Origin of the sequence: Abyssisolibacter fermentans, assembly GCF_001559865.1 — a bacterium.
In the GTDB taxonomy this organism is placed as follows: Bacteria; Bacillota; Clostridia; order Tissierellales; family MCWD3; genus Abyssisolibacter; species Abyssisolibacter fermentans.
The window spans coordinates 1-8,094 of the sequence record NZ_LOHE01000113.1 but is presented as its reverse complement, the minus strand read 5'-3'; the positions used below and the strand labels follow the sequence as shown (position 1 = coordinate 8,094).

General features: G+C 27.8%; 8 protein-coding genes. 6 read left to right on the top strand and 2 right to left on the bottom strand.

Annotated features, from left to right (window positions below):
- Positions 1-83: 83 nt before the first annotated feature.
- Positions 84-1,397 (bottom strand): histidine--tRNA ligase, encoded by a 1,314-nt coding sequence (gene hisS, locus AYC61_RS20300; RefSeq protein WP_066507616.1) that lies wholly within the window; start codon positions 1,395-1,397, stop codon positions 84-86.
- A gap of 512 nt (positions 1,398-1,909) precedes the next feature.
- On the opposite strand from hisS, the gene AYC61_RS20295 reads away from it, so the two are divergent.
- The 6 genes from AYC61_RS20295 (at position 1,910) to AYC61_RS20270 (ending at position 7,136) form a co-directional block, all read left to right on the top strand.
- Positions 1,910-2,374 (top strand): hypothetical protein, encoded by a 465-nt coding sequence (locus tag AYC61_RS20295; RefSeq protein ID WP_066507615.1) that lies wholly within the window; start codon positions 1,910-1,912, stop codon positions 2,372-2,374.
- Between the two features lie 78 nt (positions 2,375-2,452).
- Complete coding sequence (locus AYC61_RS20290) at positions 2,453-3,040, top strand: CBO0543 family protein (RefSeq protein WP_066507613.1); 588 nt, start codon at positions 2,453-2,455, stop codon at positions 3,038-3,040.
- Between the two features lie 102 nt (positions 3,041-3,142).
- Positions 3,143-3,679: a CBO0543 family protein gene (locus AYC61_RS20285; RefSeq protein ID WP_066507610.1), complete on the top strand. Its 537-nt coding sequence runs from the start codon at positions 3,143-3,145 to the stop codon at positions 3,677-3,679.
- 220 nt (positions 3,680-3,899) lie between these two features.
- Positions 3,900-5,318, top strand: coding sequence for an S-layer homology domain-containing protein (locus tag AYC61_RS20280; protein WP_066507608.1), 1,419 nt, complete (start codon positions 3,900-3,902; stop codon positions 5,316-5,318).
- A 216-nt stretch (positions 5,319-5,534) separates the two neighbouring features.
- Positions 5,535-6,014, top strand: coding sequence for a ferritin-like domain-containing protein (locus AYC61_RS20275; protein ID WP_242866855.1), 480 nt, complete (start codon positions 5,535-5,537; stop codon positions 6,012-6,014).
- Positions 6,015-6,440: 426 nt separating this feature from the next.
- Positions 6,441-7,136: a hypothetical protein gene (locus AYC61_RS20270; RefSeq protein ID WP_066507603.1), complete on the top strand. Its 696-nt coding sequence runs from the start codon at positions 6,441-6,443 to the stop codon at positions 7,134-7,136.
- A 300-nt stretch (positions 7,137-7,436) separates the two neighbouring features.
- Here AYC61_RS20270 and AYC61_RS21625 read toward each other — a convergent pair.
- The coding region (locus tag AYC61_RS21625) for a leucine-rich repeat domain-containing protein (protein ID WP_162265493.1) at positions 7,437-8,094 on the bottom strand (658 nt) is incomplete at its 5' end.

Sequence of the window (8,094 nt, the reverse complement as noted above, 5' to 3'; positions counted from 1 at the left end):
CCCACCCATCGTTGATAACCCAACAGGGACGGTTCTTTTTGGGTAAGCACCCAAAAAGAACCGTCCCTGTTGGGTGGTAAAATTTAGTTAAACATTTCTACTGCTTCATCTATAGTAACTGTCTTTTGAGTTCCACTTTCCATACACTTCACAGCTACAGTTTGTGTATTTACTTCATCTTCACCTATAATTATAACATAAGGTATATTTAACTTATTAGCATAATCAAACTTTTTATTAACTTTTTTATTTTCAAAATATACTTGAGTTATAATATCATTTTTTCTTAATTTATTAGATACTTTAATAGCGTAATCTAAATCTTTATCATCAAAAGTAACTATTAAAGCTTTTATTAGTGTATCATCATTACTCTTAATCAGATTTGCCTCTTGTAACTGATAAAACAATCTGGTAAGTCCTATTGAAACTCCTACGCCCGGCAACTTGGATTTCGTGTAATACTCAGCAAGATTATCATATCTACCACCTGAACATACACTTCCTATCTTCGGATAATCATTTAAAAATGTTTCATAAACCGTTCCAGTGTAGTAGTCTAAGCCTCTTGCTATAGTTAAATCTATAGTAAAATTGTCTTCTGGTACACCAAAAGCTTTGATATGTTTTACTACTTCACCTAGCTCATATAATCCTTCACAAAACATGCTGTCTTGAACATTTAATGCTTTTAGCTTACCTATTATTTCATTGTTTGTTCCTTTTATCATAATAAACGTTAAAAGTTTCTTTACAGTATCCTCAGTTAAGCCTAAATCAATAAGCTCTTTTTCTACTTTTTCTTGTCCGATTTTCTCTAATTTATCAATTATTCTTAATACATCAACCTTATTTTCAATATTGTACTCTTCAAATATACCATTTAAGACTTTTCTGTTGTTTATTTTAATAGTAAAATCTCCAAAGTCCAGTTCCTTAAAAGTAGAATATATTACTGCGGGTATCTCTGCATCATTTACTAAACTAAGCTTCTCATTGCCTATAATGTCTATATCACATTGATAAAACTCTCTATATCTTCCTCTTTGAGCTTTTTCTCCTCTATACACTTTTCCTATATGATATCTCTTAAATGGAAATGTTAAATTCGACTGATTTTTTGCAACATATCTTGCTAATGGTACAGTTAAATCAAATCTCAATGCAATATCATTTTTACCCTTAGTAAATCTATATATTTGCTTCTCAGTTTCTCCTCCAGCCTTAGCCAGTAAAACTTCAGACTTCTCAATAATAGGAGTATCAATAGGTAAAAACCCAAACTTTTCGTAATTTTTACTGATAGTCTCTTTTATTTTATTAAATAATATTTGATCCTTTGGTAAAAGCTCCATAAAACCCGGTAAAATTTCAGGTTTAACAATATTTTTTTTCATACAATCCCTCCAAAACAAAAAGCATTTATCCGATTACCATACTATAACTCAGATTATTCAAAGTTACATAAATAATCTATGTATATATGTACTTATCTTCTTTATTAAAGATAAGTATAACACATTATCAATGTTTTTTTAATTACTTCTTTATATTTTTTACTATATATTACCTTGCTAGTAAATCTTACACGACCTATATTTGAATAACACTTAGTCTTCATTCTTATATTCGAACGCATTATATAATTAACTAGAGGCAAAATATCTATTTACATTAAATAAACTCTAGTTTGCCATTCTAAATTTACGATTTTGGCTTTTACATTAAAATTTCCCCAATAGTAGTATCTCCTACTATACAAATAAAAAAACTATTGATAATACTTCAAAGTATATTAAAACAATTGGGTTTTGTATGCTATTTTTAGGATATTCTGTTAATAAAATTTTTATTATAGGCTATACTATATAAGATATCAAATATTATCACTGTAAGGAGCTGTGTTAGATTGCATAAACCAAATACAATTGAAGTAACTTTATGGAGTATAGCCATTCCTGGATTTGGACAATTAATAAATAAAAAATATATTAAAGGAATAATATTTATTAGTTTAGAGTTTTTGATTAATATGAAATCTAACTTGAATATAGCAATTATTTTAAGTTTTCAAGGTAAAATATCAGCTGCAATAAATCAAGTAAATTATCAATGGCTCATGTTCTACCCTTGTATTTATATGTTCGCCATATGGGATGCTTTTATAGACAGTTCAAACGAAAGAAAATCATCCTGTTTTTTACCATTTGTTGTGGCTGCATATTCAGGAACGATTGGTGTAATCTATTCAGAAAATCTTAAATTTATGGGTATATTATTTGGTCCCGTTTGGCTGCCTTTGATTTTTATTTTTTTGGGAATAGTGATTGGATTCATTGTGAATAAATTATTTTTATATAAAGCAAAAAATTAAACGGTATAACTCTAAAAACTACATGTCATCCATTGTAATGACATGGAATCAGATACTAATTAATAATGAGGTGGTTTAATGAATCTTCAATTAAATATGGAAACACTTATTTCAATTACTGCTATTATTATAAGTTGTGTTGGGAGTTATCTCATATTAAAAATAAATTGGAAAAAATACGGATTATTATTTCTATCTAGTGGATTTATAGGAATTATCTTATGCTATATTTTTATAAAAATTGGTTTCTACTCCTACCCTTTTAGGCTTTTCCCTTCTATTTCCTCAATGCCTTTTGAAATAATTTTCACCTCATTTCCTTTTTTAGTTTTGGTTGGTGTAAGATACAGTCCTAATTCATGGGCATATAAGATTCCTTTTTATTGGGGAATTGTTCATTTAGGTATGCTAGGAGAAACATTACTACTCCTTAATACAAACCTAATTCAGTATGATTGGAAATGGGATTTTTGGGATTCATATACATGGTGGTGGATATTTTTGTTAATATTTGATTGGATTGGTGATTTGATTATCCCAGATAATTTGCGAAATCCTATTGATTCTAAATCTTTTCGCTACGGTAAATGGGCATTTATTGTCTTTCACTTTATTTTTATTACTACTATTTTTTTAGCTGGATATTATTTAGGAACAGTAAAGTGAAAGGCTTATATACAGGATGTATTAATAGAATGGTTTTTTTGTGATATGAACATACTATACATGAAGTAAAATTTCATATTTGTAAAAATGTGGTGGCTAACAATGGATGTTTTTAAAGAAATAATTAATCTACAAAAACAATTAACAAATCTAGAGCATCAGTATTGGATGGATAATGTAGTATTTACATTCAATTGGTGGGTTCTTCTTGGTATATTCATTGCTCCCTGGCTGATTTGGTGGAAATTTGTGGATAAAAGGAGAATTCGTGAAATTCTATTATACGGTTTTATTATCATGGTATTAAGTTCTATATTGGATGATTTTGGTGTAGCATCATTATTATGGGCTTACCCATATCAATTACTTCAAATATTGGACCGATTAAATGCAATTGACTTAACTGTCCTACCTATTATGTATATGTTAATATACCAATATTTTCCTAAGTGGAAATCCTTTCTTATAGCTCATATACTGTTAGCTTCGTTCTCTGCATTTGTTGCTGAACCAATATTGGTACAAATGAATATTTATATGCCTTTACTATGGAGATTTATATATTCTTTTCCTATTTATGTTTTAATTGCTGTTGTTGTTAAGTGGTTTACTGATAAAATAAATAAATTATCTATGTAGTTTACATAATGTTATTTTTCCTTTCTATAAACGTTTTGCCTCAAACCACAAATAATACATCTCAAGAGTTTAGAATTCTTCTTTATTACAATGTTGCAAGACACTTTTTTTAAATCTATAACAATTTATGCTTAACTTTACCAGTAGATTAGTTTACATAATATCTGTATAATATTATTATATTACTAACAATAAATAATACTATACTAGGAGGATAATTATGTTTAATAGAATAAGGAAAAATTTTTCAAAGCTTATTGCAATCATCATCATTACAGGTATCTCCTTAATCAATGTAGGAATTGCTGATGCTGCTACACTTCAAGACATTCAATCAAGTTCTGATTATGCAAAAGAAGCTATTATAGCATTGGCTGAAAAAAATATTATTACAGGTGATGAGCATGGTAATTTTAATCCACAAAACACTGTTACCAGAGCTGAAATGATTACATTGATTGTAAGAGCTCTTGAAGTAGACACAACAAATGTTCCTGATACCCCAACTTTTCAAGATGTACCTAAAACGCATTGGGCTTATAAGTATGTAGAAACAGCATACAGAGATGGAATCGTTAAAGGAATGTCCGAAGAATTATTTGGAAAAAATGGGGAGTGTACACGTGAACAAATGACAGTTATGTTTATACGTTCTCTTGGGCTATCAGATGAAATCATTAATGAAAATGAAGAATTCACCTATATTAATGAGCTTAGCGATAAAGATGTTATTTCATCTTGGGCAAAAGATGCTGTAGAATTTTCTCTTGCTTCTGGATTAATGAAAGGAACCAGTGATACTACCTTTACCCCTAATGGAAATGCTCAACGACAACAGGTTGCTGTAGTAACCCATCGCGTAATCAATGATAAAGAAAACATCTTAGACTTTGCCAAAGATAATTCAAAACCAGTAAAACATCCTAATCTCTATGAAGCTCTGACAAACAGTAAAGAATATCGTGGAGAATTCAGTATAAACTCTTTAATGAATTTAAATGGAACAACTCCCGAAGAAACAATGACTTTTGCTGTTACTGGAAATGGAGCTATAAATGGAGCAGATAGTCAAATGAAATTGACCATGTCAATCAGCCAACCAGAACTAACACTTTCTGACTTAACATTTGAAATGATTACTATTGACAATAAATTATATATAAAAGAACCTGGCTTTGATACATGGATAGAAGCTACACCTGAAGATATGCAAGGTGCTACCCCTCTTGAAATGACACCTGATGAACTAAAACAAATAAATGAACAATTTTTAAATATCTACAATAAATTACCGATTGAAAACGCTGGTACAGAAGAAATTGATGGCGTAACTGCTACAAAGTATATATTATCTTTAGATAATCAAGCTATTAAAGATACATTCCCAGAAGAGTTTTTGGGACAAGACATGGAAACAGATATGCCTTTTGGTGATGCTCAACTTAATCTTGAAATAGAATTTTATTTAAATGAACAGAACCAAATTATAAAAGAAACTTTAAACTTTAATGGTAATTTTGAAGAAGAAGAAGAAATAATAACTTTTGATATGTCAATGGAGGTAAATTATAAAAATATCGGAGCAGATATTGAAATTACTGCTCCAGACATTGAAAATATCGAAGTCATTCCAGAATAAACTGAAATTATAGATTAATATAGTATCAAATTAATAAATATAGCCGTCCGATCAGTACTTTTTAAATTAATAAAATACTGAAAAGGACGGCTTTAAATTTTCTAGCTAACTCCTCGTCTCAAATGCTCCCTAGTACAAAGTACCTCCATTCATACTAACGCATATTATAGAATGAATGTATTTTGGTTACAAATAAGAGGGAGAGGAGGTAATATAATGGCTTATAACATGCCTTATAATATGCCGTACATGATGCCTATGAGATATGGTAATCCTTATTCATATAAATCATTAGATGAAGCGCTTTCTTTAGTAGAACAATCAGTAAGGGGAGAAAAAGAAGATGAATTGTTCTATGACTATCTAATTTCTGTTGCACCAACAAATGAAGAAAAACAAATAATCTCAACCATCCGAGATGACGAAAAGAAACATAATAAAATGTTTAGACAAATATATATGGATTTTACCGGTAAGGAAGTTAGCACACCAGAAGATATAGAATTTGAGAAACCTAAATCTTATATTGATGGTGTCAAAAAAGCATTATTTGGAGAATTAGCAGCTATGGAAAAATATCGAATCATCAGAGCTGGTCTTCCTGGCAGGTACTACAGAGACATGGTATTTGAAATATTAACAGATGAATTAAAACATGCTGATAAGTATAATTATATATTAACTATTAATAAATGAATACTATTAAGCCAGTTCTTTAGATAATCTTACAAAGAACTGGCTTATATTAAATGTATCTCTTACTAAATAACAACAATATGTAATTTGATTTAAAAATACATTATATTGTTACCATAAAACAGCTTATTAATAATATAAGTTTATACAACACAAAATCAATTTTGCCTATTTAGGAATAACAGCTTTAAGCTTTAATTTTTCAACTAATTCCCTTTGACTTTTGGAAATATAAATACGATTAAGTCTACTCATTGTCTTCAAAGGATCATAAGACTTTAATCATATTTTAAAATGAGTTGATAAAATTATTTATAATTGGTATAATTTATATAAAAATATGTCCAAATAAAGGAATTTTTGATTCAGATTTTACTATAGTTAGTATTTTATCTGAAATTGAGTATAAGGAATAGGGATAATAAAATGGTATTTAAAAAATATTATATAATAATCATTATAATATGTTTAATTAGCACTGTTGTATGTTTTAGATTATTTGATACTTCATCTAACTATAAGTATTACGACAAATCAGAAAGTACTACTTATAGTAAAATAACGGAAAATCTTTCAACTATTATTCAAGATAACAATTGGAATGATTTCTTATTTAACATTGCTGATTATATTGAATATAATACTTTCCAAATAAGCATATATTCAAATTTTTTCATAAATTTTTCAGAGGATAAAATAAATTACTTAAATATGTATTTACTTTGTAATAATAATGAGTTAAGTCTGTATAGAATTTTTTATGATGATACGAATAATACTAAAGAATTAATTATAACAAAACTTGATAATACAAAAATTGATGAAAATACTATATGTATTCAAGCTGATTATCTATTTAATTTATTTTCAAAAATGGAACTGCAATCTTTCTGCCAAGGTCTTGATAATTCTTCACAATTTGATTTAAGAATAGAGAAGAAAACTGGTGGTTATACTATCAAAAATCTTGAAAATGTAAAACTTTGGAGAATTACAGATAGTAATATAATAGCACTTGAAGGTAACCAGTATTTGCATTACAATAATTCACTAGTAGCTCTTAGCATATGGGATAGTTTTGGAAAAAACAATTTACTTATACTAGACGAATTATCATATTGATGTGATATAAAAAACTAGAATTATATAGAATATGATAATAAGTTTTAAATAAAAGACTCAAATACCTTATATTAACAGATGAATTAAAACATGCTAATAAGTATAATTATATATTAACTATTAATAAATGAAAACTATTAAGCCAGTTCTTTAGATAATCTTACAAAGAACTGGCTTATATTATATATAACCCTCACTAAATAAATAACAATATGTAATTTGATTTAAAAATATATTGTATTGTTACCATAAAACAGCTTATTAATAATATAAGTTTATACAACACAAAATCAATTTTGCCTATTTAGGAATAACAGCTTTAAGCTTTAATTTTTCAACTAATTCCCTTTGACTTTTGGAAATATAAATACGATTAAGTCTACTCATTGTCTTCAAAGGAGCATAAGACCGTATTGGGTTATCAGCAATATATAGCTTATTTATCGATTGATTGTATGCTAAAAAATCAATGTTAGTAAATGAATTTCCATCAATAACAAGTGAATCAAGTCTACTTAGAGTAGATAACCCATTTATGTTTGTCAAATCATTATTAGTTAGATATAGTTGCTTGAGTGAATTCATATTATTTAAGGATAAAGATTCTAATTTATTAAAAGATAAATTTAAAGAAGTCAACTCAGTAAAATCTGATAAATTTGCTGTCTGTATTTCATTAAACTCTAAAAAAAGTGACCGTAACTGGTTTAAATGTTTTATTTCTGTAATGTCTTCAATTTTATTATTTGATAAATATAGGTGACGAGTATTTTTCAAATACCTAAGCCCTTTAAGATTTTTAATTCCATAATTTTTAAGATTCATTATGCCATTAAAATTTTTAAGTTCCCAAGTACTTATTTTTTTATTATAGTTTTTATCCACACCATTTGCTAATAGTCCTTTAATTAATTGGGGATCTTCTATTTTAGGGTCAAAGTCATCGACCACCACTTCA

Bases quoted from the DNA above. Each gene is read 5' to 3' on its own strand.
- AYC61_RS20290 (WP_066507613.1), top strand. From the start codon at position 2,453: ATGAATCTTCAATTAAATATGGAAACACTTATTTCAATTACTGCTATT.
- AYC61_RS20280 (WP_066507608.1), top strand. From the start codon at position 3,900: ATGTTTAATAGAATAAGGAAAAATTTTTCAAAGCTTATTGCAATCATC.
- AYC61_RS20285 (WP_066507610.1), top strand. From the start codon at position 3,143: ATGGATGTTTTTAAAGAAATAATTAATCTACAAAAACAATTAACAAAT.
- AYC61_RS20270 (WP_066507603.1), top strand. From the start codon at position 6,441: ATGGTATTTAAAAAATATTATATAATAATCATTATAATATGTTTAATT.
- AYC61_RS20275 (WP_242866855.1), top strand. From the start codon at position 5,535: ATGGCTTATAACATGCCTTATAATATGCCGTACATGATGCCTATGAGA.
- hisS (WP_066507616.1), bottom strand. From the start codon at position 1,397: ATGAAAAAAAATATTGTTAAACCTGAAATTTTACCGGGTTTTATGGAG.